Source organism: Streptomyces sp. NPDC027962, assembly GCF_055566095.1.
This window is the reverse complement of the sequence record NZ_JBVHTA010000005.1, coordinates 129,676-154,858: the sequence shown is the minus strand read 5'-3', so window position 1 is coordinate 154,858 and position 25,183 is coordinate 129,676. Positions and strand designations below refer to the sequence as shown.

The window sequence follows — 25,183 nt, the reverse complement described above, 5'->3', positions numbered from 1 at the left end:
AACGAGGGAGTTCTCGTGTCTGCCCATGACTCCGCGGCGGAGTCCACCGCGCACCACCCACCCGGCGCGCCACCCCACCGCGAGATACCGGCCTTCTGGCCGGCCCTGCTGGCTGCGCCCATGGCGGCGGGTGCCAACAGTCCGGTGCTGATCCTTCCGGACATCGCGGGCTCGTTCGCGACCACGCCCGTAACTGCCACCTGGTTCGTCACCGTCTTCGCGTGGGGCATGGCGGTCGGCACCCCGCTGACGGCGAGCCTGCTGCGCCGCCGGGGACTGCACACCACCCTTCGGGTAAGCGCGTCCCTGCTCGTCGTGGGTTCGGTGGCAGTCGCCCTCGCCCCCTGGGCTGCCCTCGCCCTGCCGGGCCGGGCGGCTCAGGCCATCGGCGGCGCCGGGCTCGTCGCCTCTGCCATGAGCCTGGCCCGGTCGGCTCGCCGGATGGGAATCGTCGCCGCGGGCTTCGGAGTCTTCGCTGCGATCGGTCCGCTGCTCGGCTCGCTGATCGCCGACGCGTTCACCTGGCGCGCCTCGCTCATGCTCTCCACACCGGCGCTGCTTGCGCTGCCCGCGGTCATCGGTGCCGGGCCGTCCGCACCGCCGACCCCTCCCACCCGCTTCGACCTCCGAGGCGCGACCCTGCTCGCCATGCTGGCGACCTTCCTGGTCCTGACGCCGCGCTACCCTCTCCCGGCGGCGATCGCGGCCCTTGCGGGCGGAACGCTCCTGGCTCTGCACGTCCGGGCCCGCCCCGACGGGTTCGTGCCGGCCGTGCTCCTGCGCACCCCCGCGTTCGTGCTCAGCGCACTGCTCGCCTGCGCCTTGTCCACCTCCTACTTCACTCTCCTCTTCGCCCTCCCGCAGCAGCTCTCCACGAGAGCAGGCTGGTCCACCGCCGCCATCGGCACCGGCCAGCTCGTCGCTCTGCTCACCGGATCGGTGCTCTCCTGGCTGCTGGCCGCGGCAGCCACCCGGATGGGCAGGTCCAGGGTCGTGGCGCTGCTGATCGCCCTGGGCCTCCTCGCCCGGCTGACCGCAGACCTGAGCCCCTGGGCGCCGCTGCTCCTGCCGGCCTTCGCGACGGCGGTCCTCGCGACGACGGCGGGCAATGCCACGCTCGCCCTGTACGCGTCCCGGGACGCACCGGGCTCCCTGCGCCCCACGGCGATAGGCCTGTTCCACCTCTGCTACCAGCTGGGTGGTGCCTTCGGTCCCGCCATCGCCGCCCTGACCGCGCTCACCGGCCGGCGTTAGTGGCCCGGCGGGCGCCCAGCACCTGCCGCTGATCTGCTCGGTGACGGTTGAGACGACCGGCCGTGACCGGCCATGTCGGCCCGCACAAGGAGCGTCGTCCCGCGTGTGTGATCGCAAGCTCGCCGCATGTCCTGGTGGCTGAGCCTCCAGACCCTTCGGCCGACGCGGCATGGGCGCACCTGCCGTGCCCGAAGGGCTACGGGGGCCGCGTGCGGATGGTGCGGCAGGTGGAGCGCAGAGCCTGCCGGGAGGGGGCAAGGGCGTTCGTCTGGAGCGTGCCGGGCTCGCGCGCCCTGTGCCGCGTCTCGCAGCGTTGCCGCCTGTCGCCTTGGCTCCGCCGTGCCTCGCTCCTCTTCGTGCGATCCACGGCACCGGACCGCGCTCACTGACCGGGGCGATCCGAACGAAAGCCCCTAGCCTCGGGAGCGTGTACGAGGAGTGGGCGTCCCGGGTGCCGGGCGCGGTGGTGTGGACGGGCACCGGTATGACGGGTCCGGTGCTCCCCGACGGGTGCATGGACCTGCTGTGGTCCGAGGGGCGGCTGCTCGTCGCCGGGCCCGACACGCATGCCCACGCGCCTGCCGGGGGCGCGGTGTGGGTGGGGGTGAGGTTCGCGCCCGGTGCCGCGCCCGTGTTCTTCGGGGTGCCCGCGCACGAGTTGCGCGACCGGCGGGTGGAGCTTGCGGACCTGTGGGGCGCCGCCGAGTCGCGCAGGCTCGCCGAGCGCGTGGGGGAGGCGGCCGACCGGTCGGCCGAGCTGGAGGCCGTCGCGCTGCGGAGGGCGGCCGGGACCGGGCCGCCGGACCCGGTGCTGCAGGCCGTCGTGCGGCACCTGGACGCCGGCGGCACGGTCAAAGGGGCGGCCGACGCGGCCGGGCTCGGGGCCCGGCAGTTGCACCGGCGGGCACTGGACGCGTTCGGCTACGGCCCCAAGACGCTGGGCCGCGTCCTGCGGCTGCAGCGCGCTCTCGCACTGGTGCGGCAGGGCGTGCCGTACGGGGACGCCGCGCTCGCCGCGGGCTGTGCCGACCAGTCGCATCTCGCCAGGGAGATGCGGTCCATGGCCGGCCTCACCCTCGGTGCCTACGAGGCGTTGGCGAACAGCGAGATGCCGAGCCCGTCCGGGTCGAGCACGACGGCGTAGCGCTGGCCCCAGACGGCGTCCCATGGCTTGAGGTGTCCCCGGTATCCGGCGGTGGTCAGTTCTGCGTAGACCGCGTCGACCTCCGCGGGGCTGTCGCAGAGGAACGCCGGACCCATGCGTTCGCCGCCGGTGGGCGCCGACCAGCTCGGGTCGAAGGAGCGGATGGTCTCCTCGGTGTCCCACAGCAGGCGCAGGCCGCTCGGAAGCGTGGCTTCCGCGTGTGGGGCGGAGTCCGCGTCCGCGGGGATCTCCAGGCCGAGGCGGCGATAGAAGGCGAGCGAGGCGGCCATGTCGCTGACGACGAGGCCGATGGCGTCGAGTCGTGGAGTCATGACCTCAACGTAGGACGCGGCGCGACCGGTCGTCTTGAACGAATCGGACGTCATCTTTTCGTAAGGCGCCGCCCCCGCCGGCGGGCGCCGCGGGCGACGACACTGGTGGTATGCACACCATTCTCGTCGTCGACGACGATCCGACGGTCGCCGAGGTCGTCACGGGGTATCTGGAGCGCGCGGGCTTCGCCGTCGACCGGGCGGAGGACGGGCCGCAGGCGCTCGGGCTTGCCGCGGGCCGGTGGCCCGATCTGGTCGTGCTCGACCTGATGCTGCCGGGCATGGACGGCCTGGAGGTGTGCCGCAGGCTGCGCGAGGCCGCTCCCGTGCCGGTGATCATGCTGACGGCACGCGGCGACGAGGACGACCGCATTCTGGGGCTGGAAGTAGGCGCGGACGACTATGTGACCAAGCCGTTCAGCCCGCGCGAGCTGGTCCTGCGGGTGGAGTCGGTGCTGCGCAGGGGCGGCTCGGCGGGGGAGCGCCGCGCCGGTCCGCAGCTGTCCGCGGCCGGCATCGTGCTGGACCCGGCGGCCCGGCGGGCCGTCAAGGACGGGCGGGAGCTGGCGCTCACACTGCGGGAGTTCGACCTGCTCGCGCATCTGATGCGGCACCGGGGCGAGGCGATCGGCCGGGAGCGGCTGATGCACGACGTATGGGGCTGGGAGTTCGGCGACCTGTCGACGGTGACCGTTCATGTGCGGCGGCTGCGGGGCAAGATCGAGGACGATCCGGCACGGCCGCGGCTGATCCAGACGGTGTGGGGCGTCGGCTACCGCTTCGACACACCGGGGCCCGACGCTCCGAAGGAGGGCTGACCACCGTGCAGGACATGCTGCTCATCGCCTGCTATGCGCTGCTGGGCGCCGCGGCTGCCGGTGTCGTCGGGGCGCTGGTGCTGCGGCTGCTGCGCCATCGTTCCGTCGCCGTGTCCCTGACCGTCGTAGCGGCCGTCACGGTCACCGCGATGCTTGCCGGCACGCTGGCGGTCGCGCAGGCGATGTTTCTCTCCCCGCACGACCTGACCGTCGTCACCATGGTCGTGGCGATGGCGGCCGTCGTGTCGCTGGCGACGGCGCTGCTGCTCGGCAGGTGGGTGGTCGCCCGGAGCAGGGAACTTGCCCTGGCCGCCCGCTCGTTCGGTGACGGCGGCTCCTTCGCCGCTCCCGGCGGCGTGTCCACTGCCGAACTGGACGCGCTCAGCAGGGAGCTGGCCGCGACCAGTGACCGGCTCGCGGCATCTCGCGAACGCGAACGCGCCCTCGAGACGTCCCGGCGTGAACTCGTCGCCTGGATCTCCCACGATCTGCGCACCCCGCTCGCCGGTCTGCGCGCCATGTCGGAGGCGCTGGAGGACGGAGTCGTCCAGGACCCCGAGCGCTACTTCCGCCAGATCCGTACCGAGGTCGACCGGTTGAACTCGATGGTCGGCGACCTGTTCGAGCTCTCCCGGATCCACGCGGGCGCGCTCGCGCTGACTCCGACCCGCATGTCGATGTACGACCTGGTCGGCGAGGCGCTCGCCGGCGCGGATCCGCTGGCCCGTGAGCACGGGGTGCGGCTGGTCGGCGACGGCGTCGAGCCGGTCCCGGTGGAGGTGGACGGCAAGGAGATGACCCGGGTCCTCGCCAATCTGCTGGTGAACGCGATCCGGCGGACCCCGGCCGACGGCACGGTCGCCGTCGCCGCCGAGCGGCGCGAGGAGTGGGTGGTCCTGTCCGTGACCGACGGCTGCGGCGGTATCCCCGAGGAGGACCTGCCGCGCGTCTTCGACACGGGCTGGCGGGGCTCCCAGGCCCGTACACCGCCGGCCGGCGCGGGACTGGGCCTCGCGATCGTCCGCGGCATCGTCGAGGCGCACGCCGGGCACGCCGAGGTGCGCAATGTGAGCGGCGGCTGCCGCTTCGAGGTGTCCCTCCCGGCGGCTGCCGCGCCGCTCTGAGTGGTGCCGGCCGGGCCCCAGAGAGGTAGTTGAATCGGCTGCGGTCGCCAGGAGTGAGCCGGTGGGCGGTGGGGCAGGGACACGTCGACGGCGGGGACGACTGATCGGACTGGGGGCGGGCCGTATGGCGCAGCAGACGCAGTGGGAATTCCTCGACGACCGCGGCCGGCTGGCCGCGGCGCCGCGCACACCCTCCCGGTTGGTCGCCTACATCCAGGCGGGTGCCGCGCTGTTCGACCACGGGGTCAGGCCCGAGGGGGTGTTCGGATCCGCTCATGACGGCGCGCACCCCGATCCCGCCAAGGCCGGGGCGCTGCCGCTCGACGGCGTCGTCTACCTCGGGTCGGGCCCGGGTGTGGAGGCGGACGCGGTGCTTGCGACCGGCGCGGAGCTGCTGGTGGCCGTGACGTACGGCTCCGACCAGATCTACGGCATGGACCCGGACACGGCGAAGTATGTGGAAGAACGCCTCCCGATCGTGGTGCTCGACGTCGGGCAGGGGCGTTCGCTCGACGAGATGCGCGACCGGTTCGGCGCGCTCGCGCGCTCGCTCGGCGCCGGGGCGCCGGCCGGGGCAGGACTCGACGCGGCCCGGGAGCGTCTGGGCGCGGCGGCGGCCGGGGCGGCAGGCGGACGGGTCCTGGCACTGTCGCCGGCGGGTACGGACAGCGTCCACCTCGCCCGGCCGGACGCGTGGGCGGACCTGAGGGCGCTGTCCGGGTGCGGGGTCACGGTGGCCGCGCCAAAACCGGGCGCCGGGGCATCGTGGTCCACGGCCGACTGGGCTGCCGCGCGTCGGCTGGAACCGGACGTCGTACTGGCGGATGCCCGGTCCAACGCGTTCCCGGTCGAGCGTCTCGGCGGGGTGGGTGACTGGGAGGCGATCGAGGCCGGGGCGCGGCTCCTGCCGTGGAACCCGGAGATCCCGCCCAGCGCCGCCGCCCACGCCCGCTTCTTCGACGCGGTCGCGGAGGCACTGGAGGCGGCCTCACGGTCCCAGTAGCTCCCGGCACGGTTCCACGTCCACCCGGGCGGCGCACCCGGTGACGGAACGTCCCGACCGGGCCCCGCCGTGACGTTCGGCGCCACGGCCCCGAGTGCCGGTGCCTACCGGCTCTTCGTCGACTTCAAGCACGAGGGGAAGGTGCGCACCGCCGCGTTCACCGTCACCACGTCCGGTACGGCGGCCGACAAGGAGAGTGCGGCGGACGGGCACACCGACGGAGACGCGCATCCCTGAGTCGGCGACATCCTCGAGTCGGCGACATCCTTGAGTGCCTGTCCAACGTCTCGGCGCCGGACGCCCCGGCGGCAGGAGTTGCCGAACTCCTCCGGCGCCGTTCGCAGGTGCCCTTGAGTGGTTGACATGCGCTGTGCGCCAGGCGCCGTACGATTCCAGCCATTTGTCCTACGGTAGGATTCTTTGCCGAGTCATTGTCTCGCTCCCGCAGTGCGGCAATGCGATCAGCGGCACGAGGGGGCCGCCGGCGCCCGGGGCGCCGGCCGGAAAGGAGGGGGCACGTGACGGCGTACAGCAGCCAGGCCCCGGTTCCCTCCATGTCTCCTTCGTCCACGGCCCGTTCGCCCGTCGCGCCCCCGCGGCGCGCTCCCGTCGTGTCCGCGCGGATCGACACACGTGCGCGCAACGGTGTTCCCGACCCGGTTCGCACCGGCTGACGACCGAACCGATCAGCCGGCCGACCGACGGACCCTGCCGACCGACCGATCCACGGCCGGCCGGTGCCGGTGTGCGACACGTGATGCAGAATCCCCTCCGGCGGCCGCCGACTCACCCGTCGACGGCCCAGCCGGAGCAGGACACCCGCGCCCGCACCTGTCACCGACCGCCCCTATGGAGCCCCCATGGAACCCACGGCCCACGTCAGCAAGACCGCGCTGCCCGGAGTCGGCACACGCTACGACCTCAAGACCGACGCCGGTGCGCACCTGTCCGTCGTCGTGCACCAGGACGGGCGCCGCATCCTCGCCTTCCACGACCCCGAGGACGACGACAACTGCAAGGACGCCGCCGCGCTCGCCCCGCACGAAGCGACCGCGCTGTCCGAACTGCTCGTCCCCGACCCCGTCGCCCACCTGCACCAGCACATCGAGATCGACCTCGTCACCGAGCACATCCCCGTCACCAAACGGTCCCCCTACGCCGGCCGGCTGCTCGCCGACACCCGGGCGCGCACCCGCACAGGCGCGTCCATCGTCGCCGTACTGCGTCGCACCGCGGCCTTCCCCTCGCCCACCCCGGACTTCCGCTTCGCCATCGGCGACACGCTCGTCGTCGTCGGCACGCGCGAAGGCGTCGACGCCGTCGCCGAACTGATCACCGGAGGATAGACACCCGTGCACGACACCACCGCGCTGCTCATCGAACTCGGGGCGATCATCCTCGCCCTGGGCCTGCTCGGCCGGCTCGCCGGACGCATCGGGTTCTCGCCCATCCCGCTGTACCTGCTCGCCGGGCTCGCCTTCGGGCACGGCGGCCTCCTGCCGATGAACGCCAGCGAGGAGTTCATCGCGACCGGCGCCGAGATCGGCGTGATCCTCCTGCTGCTCCTGCTCGGACTCGAGTACAGCGCCTCCGAACTCGTCACCAACCTCAAGACGCAGTACCCCTCCGGGCTCGTCGACTTCGTCCTCAACGCGCTCCCCGGTGCGGCGGCCGCGCTGATCCTCGGCTGGGGGGCGGTGGCCGCGGTCGCACTCGCCGGCGTCACCTGGATCTCGTCCTCCGGTGTCATCGCCAAGGTTCTCGGCGACCTCGGGCGGCTCGGCAACCGCGAAACACCCGTCATCCTCGGCGTCCTGGTCATCGAGGACCTCGCCATGGCGGTCTACCTGCCCCTGCTCACCGCCCTGCTCGCCGGCCTGAGCCTCGCGGGCGGCAGCCTGACGCTGCTCATCTCACTCGGCACCGTCGGCATCGTGCTGTACGTCGCGCTGCGCCACGGACGCCTGATCAGCCGGGCCGTCTCCTCCGACAACCCCGAGATGCTGCTGCTGGTCGTCCTCGGCCTGACGCTGTTCGTCGCCGGCATCGCGCAGGAACTGCAAGTCTCCGCGGCCGTCGGAGCGTTCCTGGTCGGCATCGCTCTCTCCGGCGAGGTGGCAGAGGGCGCGCACAACCTGCTCGCGCCGCTTCGGGACCTGTTCGCCGCGGTGTTCTTCGTCTTCTTCGGTCTGTCGACCAACCCGGCGGACATCCCGCCGGTCATCGTCCCGGCGCTGATCCTCGCCGTCGTCACCACGCTGACCAAGGTCGCCACCGGGTGGTACGCGGCCCGCCGCGCGGGCATCGGAGTCCGCGGGCGCCTCCGGGCGGGCGGCACGCTTGTCGCCCGGGGCGAGTTCTCCATCGTCATCGCGGGCCTCGCGGTCGGCGTCGAGCCGCGCATCGGGCCGCTGGCCACGGCGTACGTCCTGATCCTGGTCATCATCGGCCCGTTGACGGCACGCTGGACAGAGCCGATCGTGCGCCGCTTCCTGCGGACACCGCCTCCGTCGGGCAAGCCGTCACCGACGGCGCCCGAGTCGACGGCGCCCGAGTCGACGTCGACTGCGGCCACGGCGAGCTGACCGCGAAGCGGTCCGGGCCTGAAGTCGACGCAGCGTCACCCGGACGCCGCCACCCGGGAACCGGACCGCGCCCGAGTGCGCGAGCCGGACGCCGCCACCCGGGAACCGGACCGCGCCCGGCCGGGCCGAAGCCCGCTCGCGAGCCCCGTTTTGGAGCATCCGCGGATCGTCAATACGATCCGCGGATGATCATAAGAAAACGGCCCGCGGCCCGGGCCTGCGCCCTGCTCGCAGCCCTGGTCGCCGCGCTGTTCCCGGCAGGAGCGGCCGCCGCCGACGAACCGGTGGCCAAGGAATCCCCCAAGGTCGAGCTCGTGCTCGACGTCAGCGGCTCCATGCGGGCCCGCGACATCGACGGCAAGAGCCGTATGGCCGCCGCCAAGCAGGCGTTCAACGAGGTGCTGGACGCCGTCCCGGAAGAGGTGCAGCTCGGGATCCGGACCCTCGGCGCCGACTACGCCGGTGACGACCGCAAGCGCGGCTGCAAGGACACCCGGCAGCTCTACCCCGTGGGACCGCTCGACCGGACGGAGGCGAAGACCGCCGTCGCCACCCTCGCGCCCACCGGCTGGACGCCGATCGGTCCCGCGCTGCTGGGGGCGGCGGACGACCTGGAGGGCGGGGACGCCACCCGGCGGATCGTGCTCATCACCGACGGCGAGGACACCTGCGCGCCGCTCGACCCGTGCGAGGTCGCACGCGAGATCGCGGCGAAGGGCATCCACCTCGTCATCGACACCCTGGGGCTGGTGCCCGACGCCAAGACCCGCGCCCAGCTCAGGTGTATCGCGGAGGCCACCGGCGGCACGTACACGTCCGTGCAGCACACCGATGAACTCTCCGACCGCGTCAGCCAGTTGGTGGACCGCGCGGCCGACCCGGTCGTCACCCCGGTGGCGACCGAGGGCGCCGCGCGGTGCGCCGACGCACCCCTGCTCGCCCCCGGTCTCTACACGGACCGCGAGAAGTTCGGCGAGCACCGTTGGTACCGGGTGGACGTACTGCCCGGCCAGGAGCTCCGCGCCTCCGTGAGCATCGGCGCCGACCGGGCGGTGAACAGGGACTACGGTGTGCTGCTGCGTGCCGTCACCGTGCACGGCCGCGAGATCGTCCGTGGCTCGGAGGCCGGAGACGGCCGGACCGACCTCGTCTCGACCGGCCTGCGCCATCCGAAGCCGGAGCCCGACGACGCCGACGACACCGACGTGAAGCCGGCGGCGGAAACGGTGTGCCTGCAGGTGAGCAACTCCTTCTCCGCGCCCCCGGCCGTCAAGACCGAGCCCGGCCTGCCCGTCGAGCTCACCGTCGACGTGGTCGACGCTCCCGCCGAGGCCTCGGACGTGGCCTCGTTCGGCCTCGGCCGCGGTTGGTGGCTGCTGGGTGTCCTCGTCCTCACCGGTTTCGTGGCCGGGCTCCTGTGGGGCTGGGTCTCGCGCTGGCGCATCGCCGTCTGGAGGACCAGCTGATGGGTATCGCACGCATACTGACGGCCGGTGCGCTGGCCGCCGCCACGCTGCTCGCCCCCGCGGGCGCGGCCCTGGCGGACGACGCATCCCCGGGTCCGGGCGCGAGCACAACCGGTTCGGAGGCCGGGCCCACCGAAGCAGGCACCACGTTCCGTACGGCCACCCCGATCGAGCAGGACCAGAAGGCCACAGCGAACGCGTCCAGCGGTGACTACCTGTACTGGGTCTTCCCCGCCGACGCCGAGCAGCGGCCCACCGTCAGGGCCCGGGTCACGCTGCCCGACGCGGCCGAGCGGCACGGCCCTTCGACGTGGCGGATCGACGTGTACGACGGACTGCGCCGCCGCCAGGCCTGTATGTACGGCATGCAGGCCCGCACGGCGGCCCAGGACGCTCCGGACGTGGAACTGTCCTGCGTTCTGCGGACGGTGCGTTCGCTCGCGGAGCCGTGGTCCGACGACCCGCTGCCCGGCAGCTACTACGTACGCCTGACCGTGACCGGCCTGCCCGAGGAGGATCTCGGACTGCCGGTCGGTGCCGAGGTCGAGGCGGTCGCGAAGGACGCGGGCGGCGGGTACGCGGTCGACGGCGCGCTCGCCGAGCCGCTGGTGCCGGGTGTGTCCGCCGACGGCCAGCGGAACGAGGAGGAGCCCCGGCTGGACTGGTCCTCCGGCCGGTGGTCCGACCGCTGGATCTGGACAGCGGCGGGCGGGCTGCTCGCGGCGCTCGCCGGTGTCGCGGGATACGGCCTGAGCCGGGCCTCCGCCCGCCCCTCACGGGTGCCGCCGGGGGCCTGAGCCCCGGCACGAAGAGCGGCCGCATGCCATGCGGCCGCTCTTCGTGCCCCGCGCGTCAGAACGTGAACACCGTGCCGCTGGCGGTGTTCTTGACGCACGCGTTGCCGAAGGTGTGCACGAAGCTGACGCGCTTGCCGTCCCACACGCCGTCGGCGGTCACGGTCACCGGGTCCCACTGCTTGGTACAGGCGACGCCGGAGTCACGCGTGGTGATGGCGTCGAAGCGGCCCTCGTTGGCGCGGAGTTCGGCGCAGGCCGCCTTCGGGGCAGGGTGGGTGCCGGTGGCCGTCGGAGTGCAGTTGAGCGTCACCGCACGCAGCACCGCCCCGTCCACGGCGTTGTCCCCGGCCGTGACGGTGAGCACGAGGGCCGAGGGCGCGTACAGGCTCTGCGCGCCGGGCTGTGCCGCGCCCGCGCTGCCCACCGCGGGCGCCGCGACGAGAGCCAGCGTGGTGGTGGTCGCGAGCGCGAGTCCTCTGGCGATGTACCGCATTTCGAACACTCCTAGGGGTTGTTGTTTCGGAAATCGGACGGGAGTCTGACTGAACCCGGTGAAGAACGCACAGCCGTACGTCTGCTTTCAGTCACGCCATGTGATGCCTTGCGGGCAGGCGGTGACCGGGTTCTTGCTGCTGACCAGCGGTTCAGTAGCCCGCCGAATCGGCCGAAGAGAGACGTTCGGGGTTGTTGAGGTATTGATTTTTAGGTGTGGGGATACTTGAACCATTGATTGAAAGGGTGGGGTGACGTTCATGCCTGCGTCATGCAGCGTTGGACGGTTGGCCCAGGCCGGGGTTCACTGGGCTGGAGGGGCCAGGAGGTGCCGATGGAACCGGTGGAGGCACTGGAACGTGTCGCCTTTCTCCTGGAACGCTCGCTCGCGGAGACCTACCGCGTACGGGCCTTCCGGACCGCCGCCGCGGCGCTCGACGGCCTCGGGGCGCAGGAGATCGCCGACCGCGCCGCGGCCGGAACACTCGTCAAGATCAAAGGCATCGGCCCCAAGACCGCCAAGGTCGTCGAGGAGGTCCTCGCCGGGGGAACACCCGCATACCTGCAACGGCTCGAGGAAGAGGCCCGCGCACCGCTCGCCGACGGCGGCGCCGACCTCCGCGCCGCGCTGCGCGGCGACTGCCACATGCACTCCGACTGGTCGGACGGCGGCAGCCCCATCGACGAGATGGGCCGCGCCGCCGCCGGGATCGGGCACGACTACGCGGTCCTCACCGACCACTCGCCCACCCTCACCGTCGCCAAAGGTCTCAGCGCGGAACGGCTGCTCGCCCAGCTCGAGATCGTGGAACGCCTCAACCTCGAGTGGCAGCCCTTCCGGCTGCTCAGCGGCATCGAGTGCGACATCCTCCCCGACGGCAGCCTCGACCAGGAACCGGAACTGCTCGAGCGGCTCGACGTCGTCGTCGCGTCCGTCCACTCCAAGCTGCGCATGGACTCCGCCACCATGACCCGGCGGATGCTCCGGGCCGTCGAGAATCCGCTCACCGACATCCTCGGCCACTGCACGGGACGGCTTGTCACCGGTGGCCGGGGCACCCGGCCGGAGTCGGAGTTCGACGCCGACCGGGTGTTCGCCGCCTGCGCGGAGCACGGCACCGCCGTGGAGATCAACAGCCGCCCGGAACGGCGGGACCCGCCCCGCAGGCTGCTGCGGCGAGCCGTCGACGCGGGTGTCCTGTTCGCCGTCGACACCGACGCGCACGCGCCGGGTCAGCTCGACTGGCAGAGCATCGGCTGCGCACGCGCCGAGGAGTGCGGGGTCCCGAAGGAGCGGGTCGTGAACGCCTGGTCCGCGGACGAGCTCATCGAATGGACCCGCAGCCGGCGGCAACCCCGGCCCTGACCGGTGCACCGGGCATGCCGAGGGCCCCACGGGGCAACCGATGAGCGGGGTGCACCGCCCCGGACGCCGAAACAGAGGGGGATGCCCGGATGGCTTCCAAACTGACCACCATCGTCCGTGAACTGCGGCGGCACGGGCCCGCCCGTCGCCGGCCGGCCGTGGACTCCCGCCTCGGCAGAGGTCCGCACGGCGTCTCCGCCATGGCTGTCGTCCGTGGGCTCGTGCACACGCTCCGCACCCGGGCGGGCTCGAGCCGCCGGTGACTTTGGCCGCCGGCGGGGCCGCGGCCAGGCCCCGTAGGGCGAGCCGTCGATATGCAGCTTGCCGCAATGCCGATTTTTCCTGCCGTATTCCCGGTTTGCGTCGCGGAACGGCGGGCAACGGCGAGTCAGGACGACCGTGAAGGGTGATTTCCATGAGCGGAAGCGAAAAGGCGCGTGCCAAGGCAGAAAAGGCGCGGGGAAAGGTCAAGGAAGGCGCAGGGCGCGCCACGGGCGATGAGAGTCTGACCGCCGAAGGGCGAACAGAACAGGCCCAGGGTGATATGCGCGATGCCAAGGAAAAGGCCAAGGGTGGGGTGCGCAAGGTGAGGGATGCCTTCAAGCGGTGACACGCCACGCGAAAAGTGCCGCCGACCACTTCCGAGTGGTCGGCGGCACTTTTCGCGTGGCGTGTGCGTGGCGTTTTCGTGTACCCGGGAAGTTCTCCGAGAAACAAGCAGAATTGAGTGCATGCCGGTTCAGGCGCGGGGCATACGGATTTTCGGAGGTGATGAGAAATGGTTCCCCTGCTTCTCGTCCTATTGCTTGCACTGATTCTTTTCGGCGCCGGGTTCGCCCTCAAGGCTCTCTGGTGGATCGCCGTCATCGTGCTTGTTGTGTGGCTGCTGGGATTCGTGGTCCGACCCACGGCTTCAGGCGGCCGTCGGGGCCGCTGGTACCGCTGGTAGGTATCCGGCCTGATCCGCAGGGGACTCCCGGCCCCCTGCCCCCGCCGAGCAACCGCTGACCGGCACCATCCGGCATGAGAGGAGCACGAACACTCATGGACCCGAATCTCTGGGCCTGCACCCCCGCTTCCGGCCGCGCGACCGGCACCAGTCTGGTCGGCTTCAAGGTCGAGGCGAGCGACGGCAGCATCGGCAAGGTGGACAGGCATTCCGACGAGGTGGGCTCAGCGCACATCGTCGTCGACACCGGCCCGTGGATCTTCGGCAAGCACGTCATGCTGCCCGCCGGCGTCGTTTCGAGCGTCGACATGGCGGCGGAGACGGTCCATGTCTCCCGCACCAAGGACGAGATCAAGAACGCGCCCGAATTCGAGAAGGACGCACACGCCGACGACCCGGCATACCGGGACAAGCTCGGCGGCTACTACGGTGGCTTCATGGGCTGAGACACGACCCCGGGGCGGGGGCGGACGGGGAGATCTTCCCGTCCGCCCCCCCGCCCCGCGCGTGATCCCCCTCGGGAGCGGCCCCGCCTCCCGTTTGCCGGGTGCCGCCTTTCGGTATCAGGGAGTTCGCGTGGTCCCGCGAGACAAGGTGACGCCGGTGCATGACGACGAGAAGGACAAGGTCAGCGACACTCGCAGCGACGACAAGGAAGCGATGGACGGGCTGTTGCACGGACTGACCGTGGACGAGAGCCGGCCCGAGCGTCCCGTCCTCCTCGACGCCGCCGGCCGACCGATCAAGACGTGGCAGCAGAACCATCCGTACGACCGCAAGGTGCCTCGGCGCGCCTACGAGCGGCGCAAGCGGGTGCTGCAGATCGAGATGCTCAAGATGCAGCGGTGGGTGAAGGACACGGGGCAGCGGCTCATCGTCATCTGCGAGGGCCGCGACGCCGCCGGCAAGGGAGGGACGATCCAGCGGTTCACGGAGCGGCTGAACCCGCGCGGCGCGCGCGTGGTCGCTCTGGAGAAGCCGACGGAGCGCGAGGCGGGCCAGTGGTACTTCCAGCGTTATGTGGCGCATCTGCCGTCGGCCGGTGAGATCGTCTTCTTCGACCGCTCCTGGTACAACAGGGCCGGCGTGGAACGGGTCATGGGCTTCTGTACCCAGACCGAGTACGAGCGGTTCCTGCGCCAGTGCCCCGAGTTCGAGCGCATGCTCGTGGACGACGGGATCCTGCTCGTGAAGTTCTGGTTCTCCGTCTCCCAGGCCGAACAGCGCACCCGCTTCGCGATCCGGCAGGTGGATCCGGTGCGGCAGTGGAAGCTGTCGCCCACCGACGTGGCGTCCTTGGACCTGTGGGACAAGTACACCGCGGCGAAGGTCGACATGTTCCGGGCCACCGACACGCAGGAGGCGCCCTGGACCGTGGTCAAGAGCAACGACAAGCGCCGTGGCCGTCTCGAGGCCATGCGCAGCCTGTTGTGGCGGCTGGACTACGCCAGCAAGGACGTCGAGGCGATCGGCGTGCCCGATCCGCTGATCGTCGGCTCGGCGGACACCCTTCTCGAGCCGGGCGAGGAAAGCAGCGACCTGTCGCCCACACCGCTGTCGGGCCGGGCGATGGGCCGGGGGCAGCACCCTGAGGCCGCCGCCCGTGGCCGTACGGAGCCGGGCGCCGGCTGACGGTCCGCGCGCAGAGCGCGCCGCCGGGCCACCCTTCGAAGGGTTCCCCTTGTTCAAGCTTCGCTCGACACTGCCGAGCCCTTCGAGGACGAGCACGGCGTGGTCCACCGTGGCATCCCGAACATCCGGCCTGTTCCCGGACGGGAAGTCGAAGAAATCCGCGGCGCGCTCCTACCCGCCGGCCGGCCATCCGAACGTCACGAGAGGCTCATCTGCGGATCAAAGGCCAATTTCTGATGATTCTTCAGGCAAAGTCCTCTGCCTGATGTCCAGTCAGTGATTCCTGTGTGGGGGCCGCGCCGCGCGGGACCCAAGGGCCACGCGTGGCCGGTTCCAGCCGTGAGGTCTATTCGTTGGTGTCACCAACCCGATAGAGCTGTGCAGCGGACCCGCCCCCATAGTGTGGAGGTACGCCCCGTGGCTGTAAGCCCTGTCAGCACCGCATCGGGCAAGACTCGATTCGACGACATCTACAACCAGCCGGACCCTCGCGCCTACGTCCGCCGGCTCGCCCCGCTGGAGTACGAGATACCGCACCATGCGCAGGATGTCTTCCGGCGCACCCGCGCCGACCGGTCCGCGGCCGACGGCACCGACGGCCCCGTCACCGTCCTCGACCTCTGCTGTTCGTACGGCTTCAACGCCGCTCTCCTCAACCACCACGTCACACTGGCCGAGCTGTACGCGCACTACACGAGCGCCGAGGCCGACGCCCTCACGCCGGCCGAACTCATCGAACACGACAAGAAGTTCTACGCCTCACGGCGCCGCGCGGACGCGGCCCCGGTCATCGGGCTCGACACCGCCGACAACGCCGTCCAGTACGCCCTGGCCGTCGGCCTGCTCGACGAGGCCCATGCCGAGAACCTGGAACACCACCCGCCCAGCCCTCAGTTGCGGCGCGCCGTCGCGGACACCGGCCTGATCACGGTCACCGGGGGCGTCGGCTACATCACCCACCGCACCTTCCAGGCGCTGCTGGGGAGTCAACGGACGCCGATCTGGGTCAGCGCGTTCGTCCTGCGCACCGTCCCCTACCAGCCAGTGATCGCAACTTTGGCAGCCCACGGCCTGACCACCGAGACCGACTCCGCACAAACCTACCCCCAGCGGCTGTTCACCAGCGCGGGAGAACAGCGTCGCGCCGTCGAGCAGGTGCTCCGTGCCGGCGACGACCCCACCGGACTGGAGGCGGAAGGCCGCTATCACACCCGGTTGTACCAGTCCCGGCCCCCCTCCGTATGACTGACGCCCAGGAGTAGGAGCAGCTGATCGTGGGCTCCACTCCTGCAAGAGCTGGGCGCGCCGACCGGCCGGCAGACGGGCGGAGTCGGGCGATTCGGTCTCTTCGGAGGCCGTATCGCCCGTGTCGCCCGTACCCTTCGTGGTGACTACGGCGTCACATAGCGGGCGCCGAACCACTGGAGGCAACACCTCGTGCTGATTGCTCAGCGTCCGTCCCTGACCGAAGAGGTCGTCGACGAGTACCGCTCACGGTTCTTCATCGAGCCCCTGGAGCCGGGTTTCGGCTACACCCTCGGCAACTCCCTGCGCCGTACGCTCCTCTCCTCGATCCCGGGTGCGGCGGTCACGTCCATCCGCATCGACGGTGTCCTGCACGAGTTCACCACCGTGCCGGGCGTCAAGGACGACGTCACCGACCTCATCCTGAACATCAAGCAGCTGGTCGTCTCCTCGGAGCACGACGAGCCGGTCGTGATGTACCTGCGCAAGCAGGGCCCCGGCCTGGTCACCGCTGCTGACATCGCCCCGCCGGCCGGTGTCGAGGTGCACAACCCCGACCTGGTGCTGGCCACGCTCAACGGCAAGGGCAAGCTGGAGATGGAGCTGACCGTCGAGCGCGGTCGCGGCTACGTCTCCGCCGTGCAGAACAAGCAGGTGGGCCAGGAGATCGGCCGTATCCCGGTCGACTCCATCTACTCCCCGGTCCTCAAGGTCACCTACAAGGTCGAGGCGACCCGAGTCGAGCAGCGCACCGACTTCGACAAGCTGATCGTCGACGTCGAGACCAAGCAGGCCATGCGCCCGCGTGACGCCATGGCGTCGGCCGGCAAGACCCTGGTCGAGCTGTTCGGTCTGGCCCGTGAGCTCAACATCGACGCCGAGGGCATCGACATGGGCCCGTCCCCCACGGACGCCGCCCTTGCCGCCGACCTGGTACTGCCGATCGAGGAGCTCGAGCTCACCGTTCGTTCGTACAACTGCCTCAAGCGCGAGGGCATCCACTCCGTGGGTGAGCTCGTGGCGCGTTCCGAGGCCGACCTGCTCGACATCCGCAACTTCGGTGCGAAGTCGATCGACGAGGTCAAGGCGAAGCTGGCCGGCATGGGCCTGGCCCTGAAGGACAGCCCGCCCGGATTCGACCCGACCGCCGCCGCCGACGCCTTCGGCGCCGACGACGACGCGGACGCCGGTTTCGTCGAGACCGAGCAGTACTGAACGCTGCGCCGGGTGGCGGGAGCTGGGAAGGCAGAGGAGCCGGCGACGAGGAGACGGCACACCGACGGTTGCCCCTCGGCCAAGGATGTGCCTCCCTCCTCGACCGGAGTGGGGGCGGCTCCCGCGGCAGCGGCGCGGATGTGGCCTGCGTGGAGCAGCGCGGCCCTCGTCCGATGACGTCCACGTCGAGCGCTTGGCGGCATGACCCGCACGCTGCACGGGCTCCAGACGATGCCGCGCCCGCCTCGCGCCCGTCGCCGCACTGGTTGCCGTAATTCGATGGCGTCGCGGCCCGGGTACCTCTAGGGTCCGTTCTGTTGGAGCGGCAACCCGGGTTGTCGCGGGTGACTTGATCTGGTTGGGGAGGTGTGACCGATGGCTGTCGTTGAGATGGGCGCTGCCCGCATCCGGAAGTTCATCAAGTCCACCTCCGTGGCCTCCGGCTGACCTCACTCTTCTCCCGCGCCAGTGGGCGCGGTGCCGGGGCCACCCTTGTGAAGGGTCACCCCTTGTCTTTCTCTTCTCTCCTGGCTTCGTCCTCGTCTTCCTCGCACCCACTCGTGCCGTACGGCTGGGATGCGGACTGGGAGACTGAGTTCGCCCCGTACGCCGGGCAGGGCCTGCTGCCCGGCCGTGTCGTGCGGGTCGACCGTGGTCTCTGCGATGTCATGACCGCCGACGGCATCGTGCGGGCCGACACCGAGTTCGTCGTTCCTCGTGACCCGATGAAGGTCGTGTGCACGGGGGACTGGGTCGCCGTCGATCCTGAAGGTGGCGATCCGCGGTACGTGCGGACCCTGCTGCCTCGCCGTACCGCCTTCGTGCGCTCGACCTCATCGAAGCGTTCCGAAGGCCAGGTGCTGGCCACCAACGTCGATCACATCGTCATCTGTGTCTCCCTCGCGGTCGAACTCGACCTCGGGAGGATCGAACGGTTCCTCGCACTCGCGATGTCCAGCTCCAGTGGTGATGCGCTGCTGCATGAGTCGGCACTCTCCCGGGAGAGCGGTGCGCAACCGCTCGTCGTCCTCACCAAGGCCGACCTCGTGCCCGACGTCACCGGCCTGTCCCACCTCGTGCAGGACGTCGCGGCCGCCGCTCCCGGTGTCCAGGTCCTGCCCGTCAGTTCCACTTCGGGGGAGGGCATCGAGGTGTTGAAGGCGATCGTCGCCGACGGAACCAGCGTCCTGCTCGGCACCTCCGGCGCGGGCAAGTCCACCCTCGCCAACGCCCTGCTCGGCGAGGACGTCATGGACGTCCAGGCCACCCGTGATATCGACGGCAAGGGCCGGCACACCACCACCACCCGCAACCTGCTCGTCCTTCCCGCAGGGGGAGTCCTCATCGACACTCCCGGTCTGCGGGGAGTGGGGCTGTGGGACGCGGCGAGCGGTGTGAACCAGGTGTTCTCGGAGATCGACGGCCTTGCGGAACACTGCCGGTTCCACGACTGCGCGCACGAGGCAGAGCCGGGTTGCGCGGTGCTCGCCGCGATCGAGGACGGCGCGCTGCCGGAACGCCGCCTGGAGAGTTACCGCAAGCTGCTGCGGGAGAACCAGCGGATCGTCGCGAAGACGGACGCGAGGCTGCGGGCGGAGATCCGGCGCGACTGGAAGATGAAGGGCGCGGAGGGCCGTGCGGCGATGGCTGCCAAGCGCGGCCGTCTCCGCTGAAGCGGCGTCCTGCTGAGGCGCCGTCACCGGGGGTGCTCGCTCCCATGGGTGGGCTGCCCATGGGGGCGACGACCCCGCAAACCGCCGTGATGGGCACCTGCCTCACTGCGCCCGTGCTCACGGCCCTGTTCGGGATCGGCTTCGGATCCGCCGCAGGACGAGGATCCCGCCGAGTCCCGGCACGGCGGCATGCCACCGGGCGCCCGAGGAGGCGACGGAGGGGGCCGCCGCGGTGGCCGCGATGACGACGAGGTAGGCGGTGCCGTGCAGTGGGCCGGCAAGCGTCGAGACCGCCGGTGCGTGGGTGGTGAACAGGTTGCCGAGCAGCACCACGAAGGAGGCGGCCTCGACGGCGGCGGCGAACCGCAAGGTGCGCACGGCACTCACGCGCCCGTCGTGGAGCCGGGGCGGACGATCATCAGGACGACGACGACGGCCCACAGGACGTTGAACATGCCGGTGAGCATGGTCAGCCGGGCTGCGATCGGGCGCGCGGTGTCCTCGGCCGGCGATTCCTGAGCCGATGTGAGCAGCCGCTGCTGGGCGGGCAGGATGGCCAGCGCCAGCATGGCCGCGGCGATCACGGTCAGCAGCAGCGACGCGATCAGCCAGGCGTCGGTGAGGACGCCGAGCCGGGCACCGGTGGCGACGCCGAAGACCGGCACAGCGACGCCGGCGATGGCGTAGCCGCGGCAGATCCGGTGCAGGAGTGCGGCGATCCCGGCGGCCCGCCCGCCCGGATCATCGCCGCCGGATGCCTGCAGCGCATAGCGCGGGAACATCGAGGCGGCCACGGTGATCGATCCGACCGCCAGGATCGCCGCGATGACATGGATGGACAGCAGCAGCTTGGTCACTGCGGGTGCCTCCCCCTTCGTAGTTGCGTTGGCTGCCAATACATACACTGTCTACAGTGCTTTTGTGTAGGCTGCCTACTCATGAGGGCGGATGCGGTGCGAGGGCACCTGGACGGACTGCTGCTGGCCGTGCTCGAACAGGGCCCGCTGCACGGTTACGCGATCATCGCCGCGGTCCAGCGACGCAGCGGAGGCGTGCTCGAGCTGCGCACGGGCACGATCTACCCGGCGCTGAACCGGCTGGAGCGGCTCGGGCTGCTGAGCAGCAGCTGGCAGTCCGAGGGTGAACGGCGCAGGCGGTGCTACGAGCTCACCGACGCGGGCCGGCACACCCTGGCCGGGGAACGGACGGCGTGGGCCGAGTTCACCACGGCGATCGGCTCGGTCCTGAACCCCGCCGGGCCGCCGCCCGGACTCGCCACATGAAGGCGGCAGGTCGGCAGGCCGACCCATTCGAGGCCCCTTTCGAGGACCCCGTCGAGGACCAAGTCAGGGATCTGACCGCTGCCCTGTACGGCCCGGGGCGGGCCAAGACCAGGATGATCCAGGAGATTCGCGACGGCCTCGCGGACACGGTGGAGGCGTACACCCGCGAAGGGGTGCCCTACCGCAGAGCCGCCCAGCAGGCGGTACGGGAGTTCGGCACCGTCGACGAGCTCGTGCCGAGCTGCCAGCGGGAACTGACGATCGCCCAGGCCCGGCACACCGCCCGGGCCGTCGCCCTCACCGCACCCTTCCTGATCGCCTGCTGGTATCTGTCCTGGAGCGTGAACCACGGTCAGACCTGGCTGCTGCCTCGCGCCGCGCAGCTCCTGGCCGTGCATCTGGCCGGAGTCGCTACCGTCGCCGCGGTGCTCGCCGCCGCGACGCTGGCCGTCACCGGCACCCTCGCCCGCCGACTGCCCACACCGCGGCGACTGCCGCTCGCGGTCGCCTGGACAGGCACCACCGCGAGCGTGGCCATGGCACTCGCGACGCTCGCGCTCGCCACCGCCGCCGTCCTGGTCACGAACTGGCCACTGCTCGCGTTCGCCGGCGCGCTCGCGGCCGCGTCGCACGCGGGGGTGGCCGCCTCGGCCCGGGCGTGCCGCCGATGCGCACGGCTGCCGGTCCTGCCGTGACCTGATGTCCCCCAGCCGGGCGCCCGGACGGGCTGCGCGCCCTCCGGGCCCCAGCTGTGGATCTTTGCTGGGTGATCCGGATCAGCTCCTCGCTGAAGTGCGGGCCGAGGTCATGAGGACCCGTCAACAGCTGTGCCTCGCCCCGCACTTTCCACGGCCGGTGGCCCGCGCTCACACACCCCGAGATCTCTGTCGTCTGGGCCGACTCCGCCTTCGGCGGCAAGGGACGGTGCGGCGCCCACCCGACGCGAAAGGCTTCGTCGTCCTGCCGCGCAGGTGGGTGGTGGATCGATCGTGGTCGTGGATCAGGCGGGCCCCGCCGTCACTGCCGCGACCACGAACGGCTCCCCGAGATGAGCGAATCCGATCACTTGGGCCGCGATCGCCCTGATGCCCCCCCGCCTCACGCGCCGCAGGGCCCAGCCCGCCACCCGCCGTGACACCACCCCGTACTACCCGCAGCGGCAGGCGGCCTGACTGCCCCGGGCCCCTGCCCTGCATCAGTGGGGCAACCGTGGACGGTAACGGACGCTAGACGGCCGTCAGTTCGAAGATGAACTCGTTGCGACCGGCCCGCTTGTACCTCATATTGGCGGGGAAATTCGTCTCGTCGGCGACATCGACCGACTTGGTGGTGCCGTTCCAGACGAAGTAGACGGACCCCATGGCGACGTACTCTCCGCTTTGCTCGTCGCGGACGTAGATGGCTGTGGTCACGGGAGGGCCGTCCTCCGGCATGACGCCGACCAAGCCGTACTCGGGGTCTCCGGAATGGACCAGGATCTCGCCCACCTCAAACGAGGCCACCTTCAGGCTGTACTGCCGGTTCTGCCCTCCACTGAGGTCTTCCAGCCGGACCGCGATGGGCAGCGTGGTGTCCCGGATGACCTTGAACCTCGACAGACCTCCGATACCGGTGATGTCCGCCTGGTCGAGATCCCACTCCCGGTACTTGCCGGTCTGGTTGGCGTGCTGCCAGGCGAGCACCTTGGCCTGCCGGCCCACCTTCAATGACTTGAACTTGTCGTTGAGCTCGCCCGGATGGAGATTCTCGTCGGCTCCAAGGTTGTAGATGTGCGCCTCGCCCGCAAAGGAGAGCTGGGCGTAGAAGGTGACCTGGTCGTCGTTCATGTGCACTCCGAATCGACTACTGAAAGTTGATCAAGTATCACTTGGAGGAGTCATCGGCTGGTCGGCGACACACCACAGATGCGCGGGGAGCTCCTGGGTGTCCCGTCGCAATCGAGCCGGCCCGGAGCCGCGGCCCTGACCTGCGACGACCAGATCGATTGAGACGCCGACCGCGGCGAATCCCACATGATCTGGTCCGCGAAGGCGCTTCGGGCACCGGAACGGATGTCCACCGCATTTGACCTGCTCGTCTCAACCGATCTGGCCCTCCAAACGTGAATCGGGCCAGATCAGTTGAGACGCGGACCAGATCGACAGAGATGGGACACTGGGGCTTTCGGCCGACGGAGCACCAGTGCGGCTGTCCTGTGCCGGCGAATCTTGAGCCTGTGCCACCAAAGGTTGACCAACGCCTTGGCCATGCAGTTCACCCGCTTCGGAATCGGTTCCCGACAGCGTCCGGCGATTCGAACCTTCGCTCCGTCTGAGGGGTGATCTTGCCCTGCCGCAGATACAGGCCGGACACCCAGCGTGACAGGGTGGACCGATCGGCTGTGCCCGATAACCCAGAGGAGAACTGATGGCTGTCGACGTGCAGAAGTGGTTCAACGAAGACTTCGGCGCCGGTCTTGTGCGCCACGCGGACGAAGCGCGCAAGGTCGACTTCAAGTTCCAGATCAACATCACTGGCGACGGCGGCGGAGAATGGGGGGTCGACCCGGAGGCCAGGAAGGTCGAGCAAGGACACCCGGGTGCTGCCCACCTCACGATCACGATGGATTCCTCGACCTTCGCCAAGGTCTATGACAACCCGCGCCAAGCCCTTGTGCAGGGCTTTTCGCCGGTCACATCAAGATGACCGGCGCTACGTCGGCGGGGGAAACGTTCGCTGACCTGCTCCAGCTCGCCAAACAATAGGCGCAACAGAGGGTTGACGGACATCCGGGACGGCAACGGACACCGGCCGCCCCCGCGCCTCAGTCGCCGCTGGGGCCGGGGTCGCCCCCAGCAGGGCTCCACTCGGGCCCCCACGCTACGCCGCCGTCACCGCCACGATCCACGCGCCCACGACGAGCAGGCACCCGAAGAGCTCCACGAGCATGCTCGTGCCCGCCGCGCGCATCACCGCGCGGGTTGCGGCCTTCGCCTGGCCGTGGCCGCCCAGGCGCTTGCGTTCGGTGCCGTAGATCCCGCCGATGAAGCCGGGGACCGCACCCACGACGGGGACGAGGAAGAACCCGACGAGGGCGCCGGCGCCGGCGTACGCCGCCATCCTGCGGTTCACGCCCACATCGCGCAGACGGCGGGCGGGCAGCAGCCAGACGATCACCTGGTTGATGAGCAGGACCGCCGTGGAGCCCACGAGCAGCACCCAGGCCGCCCCCGTCTGCTCGTGCAGCGACCACCAGAGCATCGCCGCCCATACCAGCCATGGCCCCGGGACACCCGGGACGACGACCCCGAGGAGGCCCAGCAGCATCACCCCGCCGACCATCAGCAGCTGCCACACACCCACATGCTCAGAGTGCAGGATCAGTGCCGTTCGTGCAGGTCGCGAGCCACCCAGCCCTTCGCGTACGCATGCCAGCCGAGCTGCAGCCGGGTCGTCACCCCCGTCAGCTCCATCAGTCCCTTGACCCGGCGCTGCACGGTCCGCAGGCCCAGGTCCAGCTGCTTGGCGACGCTCGCATCGGTCATCCCCGAGAGCAGCAGCGACAGGATCTCCAAGTCCGTGACGTCGGGGCCGGCCGGGTCCTCGGCGATGGTGTCGCCGCCCGCCCCGACCCGCAGCGGCAGGGCGTCCCGCCAGACGGCCTCGAAGAGGCCCATCAGGGATTCCAGCAGCCCGCTGGCGTGGACGACGAGTGCCGCGGGCTCGGCGCCGCGGCCGGTGAGGGGGACCATCGCCAGGGCACGGTCGGCGATGACGAGCTTCGTCGGCACCCGGTCGACCACGCGGACGTGCTCGTCGCGGCTGAACGCCGCCGACAGTTCCGCTAACCCGCCCGGCATGGTCAGCACCTCGCGCTCCACGACGACCCGGTAGGCCACGCCGCGCGCCGCCGCGTTCTCCTCGGCCTCGTTGTCCGTACCGGTGATGGCGACGGGCTTGCCGGTGACCAGTGCGCAGACCTCCTCCGTCGCCCCGAGCTGCAGTTGGCCGAAGCGGTGCACGACGGCGCTCGCCCCCGTCACCACCTCGACCAGGTCGTGGACCGCCGGCTCCTCCGACTCGGCGCGGTACTCCTCGGCGAGCAGCGCCGCCGCGAGTTCCGCCTGTTCCAGCTCGTGGCGCTGCTGCGTCAGGAGCGCACCGAGCGCGACACCGGGCGGCGCGGCGACCCAGCGGCCGGTGCGTGCGGAGGACTGGGCGGCCAGCCCGTGCTGCTCGAGGCGCCGCAGGGCGCGTTCCGTCTCCGGCTCGGGCAACGTGAGCCGGCGCGCGAGATCGGTGATCTCCGCAGCCCCGAACGCGACCAGCGCGCGGTAGGCCGACTCCTGTCTCTCGTCGAGCCCTATCGCTCCCAGCACCGAACCCTCCCCGGACGTGCGCTTATCGGCCGCTGTGGCGGAAACCCGCCAGGCGTGAACCCGCCGCGGGACATCATCCCTGCACCGGCAGCATCTCTGTCAACGTCGTGGCACCGCAGCACCAACCGCCTCCGGAGACGGGGCCTTTGTGCCCTTTCGTGGCCGGAATCAGATGGGAGAGCGATGCGCCCGATATCGCGTACGGCACTGGGAGCGGCAACAGCCGCCATTCCTGGCCGTCACCGCAATCGCGCCGTCGGCGGCCGCCGGGCCGCAGGACGACGCGGCCGGGAAGAGACCTCTGGTCGGCAGCGAGGCCGCAGCCCGACAGGGGGCGCGGCCGGCAGGAGCGTCACCCTGAAATCCGAACCGACGGACGCCAACGGCAACTCCGTCACCCAGCTCGTGGTCGACGCATACGGGGTGCGCTGACGCGCGGGACGCGCC

The 25,183-nt window shown here is 70.8% G+C and carries 28 protein-coding genes and 1 pseudogene; 22 read left to right on the top strand and 7 right to left on the bottom strand.

The features are described 5' to 3' along the window. Positions 1-15 precede the first annotated feature (15 nt). Both ACZ4SA_RS06875 and ACZ4SA_RS06870 read left to right on the top strand, forming a co-directional pair. Positions 16-1,254, top strand: coding sequence for an MFS transporter (locus ACZ4SA_RS06875; protein WP_468270606.1), 1,239 nt, complete (start codon positions 16-18; stop codon positions 1,252-1,254). A gap of 427 nt (positions 1,255-1,681) precedes the next feature. Beyond that, positions 1,682-2,398 (top strand): helix-turn-helix domain-containing protein, encoded by a 717-nt coding sequence (locus tag ACZ4SA_RS06870; protein ID WP_468270604.1) that lies wholly within the window; start codon positions 1,682-1,684, stop codon positions 2,396-2,398. On the opposite strand, the gene ACZ4SA_RS06865 is transcribed toward ACZ4SA_RS06870, so the two are convergent. Further along, entirely contained in the window at positions 2,338-2,730 is a 393-nt protein-coding gene (locus tag ACZ4SA_RS06865; protein WP_468270602.1) for a VOC family protein, read from the bottom strand. The genes ACZ4SA_RS06870 and ACZ4SA_RS06865 overlap by 61 nt on opposite strands. 110 nt (positions 2,731-2,840) lie before the next feature. Between ACZ4SA_RS06865 and ACZ4SA_RS06860 the strand changes: the two genes are divergently transcribed. The 8 genes and pseudogenes from ACZ4SA_RS06860 (at position 2,841) to ACZ4SA_RS06825 (ending at position 10,523) form a co-directional block, all read left to right on the top strand. Then, a complete protein-coding gene (locus ACZ4SA_RS06860) occupies positions 2,841-3,548 on the top strand; it encodes a response regulator transcription factor (RefSeq protein WP_468270600.1) in 708 nt (235 codons plus the stop codon). Between the two features lie 5 nt (positions 3,549-3,553). Beyond that, on the top strand, positions 3,554-4,672 hold the full coding sequence (locus ACZ4SA_RS06855) for a sensor histidine kinase (protein WP_468270598.1): 1,119 nt from the start codon (positions 3,554-3,556) through the stop codon (positions 4,670-4,672). Between the two features lie 124 nt (positions 4,673-4,796). Further along, on the top strand, positions 4,797-5,675 hold the full coding sequence (locus ACZ4SA_RS06850) for an ABC transporter substrate-binding protein (RefSeq protein ID WP_468270596.1): 879 nt from the start codon (positions 4,797-4,799) through the stop codon (positions 5,673-5,675). A 6-nt stretch (positions 5,676-5,681) separates the two neighbouring features. After that, positions 5,682-5,912: pseudogene (locus tag ACZ4SA_RS06845) on the top strand (hypothetical protein); the annotation flags it as partial. Positions 5,913-6,535: 623 nt separating this feature from the next. Then, positions 6,536-7,021, top strand: coding sequence for a cation:proton antiporter regulatory subunit (locus ACZ4SA_RS06840; RefSeq protein ID WP_468270594.1), 486 nt, complete (start codon positions 6,536-6,538; stop codon positions 7,019-7,021). A gap of 6 nt (positions 7,022-7,027) precedes the next feature. Further along, positions 7,028-8,260 (top strand): cation:proton antiporter, encoded by a 1,233-nt coding sequence (locus ACZ4SA_RS06835; protein WP_468270592.1) that lies wholly within the window; start codon positions 7,028-7,030, stop codon positions 8,258-8,260. 185 nt (positions 8,261-8,445) lie between these two features. After that, positions 8,446-9,726 (top strand): VWA domain-containing protein, encoded by a 1,281-nt coding sequence (locus ACZ4SA_RS06830; protein WP_468270590.1) that lies wholly within the window; start codon positions 8,446-8,448, stop codon positions 9,724-9,726. Next, positions 9,726-10,523, top strand: a complete 798-nt coding sequence (locus tag ACZ4SA_RS06825; protein ID WP_468270588.1) for a hypothetical protein — start codon at positions 9,726-9,728, stop codon at positions 10,521-10,523. Before ACZ4SA_RS06830 ends, ACZ4SA_RS06825 begins: the two co-directional genes overlap by 1 nt. A gap of 55 nt (positions 10,524-10,578) precedes the next feature. Here the strand turns inward: ACZ4SA_RS06825 and ACZ4SA_RS06820 are convergent, their stop codons facing one another. Continuing rightward, entirely contained in the window at positions 10,579-11,016 is a 438-nt protein-coding gene (locus tag ACZ4SA_RS06820) for a subtilase-type protease inhibitor (RefSeq protein WP_468270586.1), read from the bottom strand. A 333-nt stretch (positions 11,017-11,349) separates the two neighbouring features. Between ACZ4SA_RS06820 and ACZ4SA_RS06815 the strand changes: the two genes are divergently transcribed. The 9 genes from ACZ4SA_RS06815 (at position 11,350) to rsgA (ending at position 19,095) form a co-directional block, all read left to right on the top strand. Then, the gene (locus ACZ4SA_RS06815; RefSeq protein WP_468270584.1) at positions 11,350-12,381 is read left to right on the top strand and encodes a PHP domain-containing protein; all 1,032 of its coding nucleotides are present in this window, start codon (positions 11,350-11,352) and stop codon (positions 12,379-12,381) included. An 89-nt stretch (positions 12,382-12,470) separates the two neighbouring features. Further along, positions 12,471-12,644: a hypothetical protein gene (locus ACZ4SA_RS06810; protein ID WP_468270582.1), complete on the top strand. Its 174-nt coding sequence runs from the start codon at positions 12,471-12,473 to the stop codon at positions 12,642-12,644. 152 nt (positions 12,645-12,796) lie between these two features. Beyond that, on the top strand, positions 12,797-12,991 hold the full coding sequence (locus ACZ4SA_RS06805) for a CsbD family protein (RefSeq protein ID WP_468270580.1): 195 nt from the start codon (positions 12,797-12,799) through the stop codon (positions 12,989-12,991). A 168-nt stretch (positions 12,992-13,159) separates the two neighbouring features. Next, positions 13,160-13,330 carry a hydrophobic protein gene (locus ACZ4SA_RS06800; RefSeq protein WP_468270578.1) on the top strand — a complete coding sequence of 57 codons (171 nt, stop codon included), beginning with the start codon at positions 13,160-13,162 and terminating at the stop codon, positions 13,328-13,330. A gap of 95 nt (positions 13,331-13,425) precedes the next feature. After that, on the top strand, positions 13,426-13,776 hold the full coding sequence (locus tag ACZ4SA_RS06795; RefSeq protein WP_468270576.1) for a PRC-barrel domain containing protein: 351 nt from the start codon (positions 13,426-13,428) through the stop codon (positions 13,774-13,776). A gap of 214 nt (positions 13,777-13,990) precedes the next feature. After that, a complete protein-coding gene (gene ppk2 / locus ACZ4SA_RS06790) occupies positions 13,991-14,962 on the top strand; it encodes a polyphosphate kinase 2 (RefSeq protein WP_468270815.1) in 972 nt (323 codons plus the stop codon). A gap of 417 nt (positions 14,963-15,379) precedes the next feature. Next, a complete protein-coding gene (locus ACZ4SA_RS06785) occupies positions 15,380-16,207 on the top strand; it encodes a hypothetical protein (protein WP_468270574.1) in 828 nt (275 codons plus the stop codon). Between the two features lie 192 nt (positions 16,208-16,399). Beyond that, positions 16,400-17,422 (top strand): DNA-directed RNA polymerase subunit alpha, encoded by a 1,023-nt coding sequence (locus ACZ4SA_RS06780; protein WP_468270573.1) that lies wholly within the window; start codon positions 16,400-16,402, stop codon positions 17,420-17,422. Between the two features lie 509 nt (positions 17,423-17,931). Continuing rightward, entirely contained in the window at positions 17,932-19,095 is a 1,164-nt protein-coding gene (rsgA, locus tag ACZ4SA_RS06775) for a ribosome small subunit-dependent GTPase A (RefSeq protein WP_468270571.1), read from the top strand. 117 nt (positions 19,096-19,212) lie between these two features. Here rsgA and ACZ4SA_RS06770 read toward each other — a convergent pair whose 3' ends face one another. Together ACZ4SA_RS06770 and ACZ4SA_RS06765 are read right to left on the bottom strand one after the other, a co-directional pair. Next, positions 19,213-19,482, bottom strand: coding sequence for a hypothetical protein (locus ACZ4SA_RS06770; RefSeq protein WP_468270569.1), 270 nt, complete (start codon positions 19,480-19,482; stop codon positions 19,213-19,215). Further along, entirely contained in the window at positions 19,479-19,952 is a 474-nt protein-coding gene (locus ACZ4SA_RS06765) for a DUF2269 family protein (protein ID WP_468270567.1), read from the bottom strand. Before ACZ4SA_RS06765 ends, ACZ4SA_RS06770 begins: the two co-directional genes overlap by 4 nt. Before the next feature lie 81 nt (positions 19,953-20,033). Between ACZ4SA_RS06765 and ACZ4SA_RS06760 the strand changes: the two genes are divergently transcribed. Further along, positions 20,034-20,378, top strand: coding sequence for a PadR family transcriptional regulator (locus tag ACZ4SA_RS06760; protein ID WP_468270565.1), 345 nt, complete (start codon positions 20,034-20,036; stop codon positions 20,376-20,378). Beyond that, entirely contained in the window at positions 20,375-21,073 is a 699-nt protein-coding gene (locus ACZ4SA_RS06755) for a permease prefix domain 1-containing protein (RefSeq protein WP_468270563.1), read from the top strand. Before ACZ4SA_RS06760 ends, ACZ4SA_RS06755 begins: the two co-directional genes overlap by 4 nt. Positions 21,074-21,604: 531 nt before the next feature. On the opposite strand, the gene ACZ4SA_RS06750 is transcribed toward ACZ4SA_RS06755, so the two are convergent. Further along, a complete protein-coding gene (locus ACZ4SA_RS06750; RefSeq protein WP_468270562.1) occupies positions 21,605-22,204 on the bottom strand; it encodes a beta/gamma crystallin domain-containing protein in 600 nt (199 codons plus the stop codon). 580 nt (positions 22,205-22,784) lie between these two features. Here ACZ4SA_RS06750 and ACZ4SA_RS06745 point away from each other — a divergent pair. Further along, on the top strand, positions 22,785-23,063 hold the full coding sequence (locus ACZ4SA_RS06745) for a hypothetical protein (protein ID WP_468270560.1): 279 nt from the start codon (positions 22,785-22,787) through the stop codon (positions 23,061-23,063). 174 nt (positions 23,064-23,237) lie between these two features. Here ACZ4SA_RS06745 and ACZ4SA_RS06740 read toward each other — a convergent pair whose 3' ends face one another. Next, positions 23,238-23,720 carry a DUF456 domain-containing protein gene (locus tag ACZ4SA_RS06740; RefSeq protein WP_468270558.1) on the bottom strand — a complete coding sequence of 161 codons (483 nt, stop codon included), beginning with the start codon at positions 23,718-23,720 and terminating at the stop codon, positions 23,238-23,240. Positions 23,721-23,737: 17 nt separating this feature from the next. Then, the gene (locus ACZ4SA_RS06735) at positions 23,738-24,736 is read right to left on the bottom strand and encodes a helix-turn-helix domain-containing protein (protein WP_468270556.1); all 999 of its coding nucleotides are present in this window, start codon (positions 24,734-24,736) and stop codon (positions 23,738-23,740) included. Positions 24,737-25,183 lie beyond the last annotated feature (447 nt).